Genomic DNA, 1,181 nt, shown 5'->3' with positions numbered 1-1,181 from the left:
ACTAAACTTATCCTTGCTGTATTAAAAACTGAAGATATAAGAGAAGATAAGGTTATGATGGCAAAGGAATTATTAAATACAGGTCGCCTTTTAACCCGCCAGGGTATATTGGAAATAACTGCCAGGAGGTTAATTAAAGGCATAGGAATCTGAAATCTGACAGTAACTATTCAGCCACTGATTAACACGGATTAGCACGGATAAAAACAGGCTTAAATAGCTTTCTTCTTTCCCTTTTCTTGTAATTTCCTTTGACAATTTATTTGTTCCAGTAAAGTCTCCATTAACCTATAATAATCCGGCATCTTTCCATAAAGAATTTCTGAAACCTCCTCTTTGTATATATGTGTTGTCATATTTCTGTCATCAGTCATCTCTAAGAATCCTACAGTCTCCTCTTCTGTCAGCAATTCTAATGAAAATGCCTCTCTAAAACATGATTTAGGAGAATTACAAATTATGCCTTCCTGTTCTCTCAGATACTCTTTTAAGAACTTCCATATCGCCTCAAAGGTATATTCAAACCGCTGAATTGTAGCATCTCGAACAATAATAGAAAAGGGCTCTTCCAATATTTGTTTCAATGTATCCAATGCCTTAGCAGCATCTTTCTGTCTTAATTCAAATCTTTCCAAACCTCTACCTCTTTAAGAGCTTCTTTTTTAAATTCTCTACTAACATACGAAAAATCTACAATATCTACCTTGTAGGGAATATTTAGCTCCTCGACAGATTCTCTTAGACGGGCTATTTTATTCCTATCCACTTTTCCTTTGTGGATAAGCCCTACATCTACATCTGCCAGCGGGTTAGCATTCCCTTTTGCCCTTGACCCAAAGAGAACTATTCTAACCTTTTCATCTTTGAGTAAGTCAACGATACACTCTTTTAATCTGCGAATAAATTTATTTTCTTCTAATTCATTAGCCTTATCCATACCTTCCTCTCACCCTGCCAATTTCTTCCCATTTGCTTTTAATATTACCTCTTCTAAAGATACCACAATATCAAAACTTTGTCAACAAAAATTTCCCGTAACTATTCAGCAATGTAGTGAGAGCGTTGCGTAGGAGTTAAAGCTATATCTATGGTCACAGGCATTGCTTTACTTCATTTTCTGCCATCTTTTGCTTATTAAATTTGCTCCAGAGGAGCAATCTGTTTGTAGAAGAAAACCCACC

The 1,181-nt window shown here is 35.7% G+C and carries 2 protein-coding genes; both read right to left on the bottom strand.

From position 1 onward, the window contains the following. Positions 1-212: 212 nt before the first annotated feature. A complete protein-coding gene (locus tag AB1414_21255) occupies positions 213-635 on the bottom strand; it encodes an HI0074 family nucleotidyltransferase substrate-binding subunit (protein ID MEW6609939.1) in 423 nt (140 codons plus the stop codon). Continuing rightward, positions 617-937, bottom strand: coding sequence for a nucleotidyltransferase domain-containing protein (locus AB1414_21250; protein MEW6609938.1), 321 nt, complete (start codon positions 935-937; stop codon positions 617-619). The genes AB1414_21255 and AB1414_21250 overlap by 19 nt, the downstream gene beginning before the upstream one ends. Between the last annotated feature and the right edge of the window lie 244 nt (positions 938-1,181).

Source organism: bacterium (genome assembly GCA_040755795.1).
Taxonomy (GTDB): Bacteria; UBA9089; CG2-30-40-21; order CG2-30-40-21; family SBAY01; genus JBFLXS01.
This window is presented reverse-complemented; position numbering and strand designations above follow the sequence as displayed.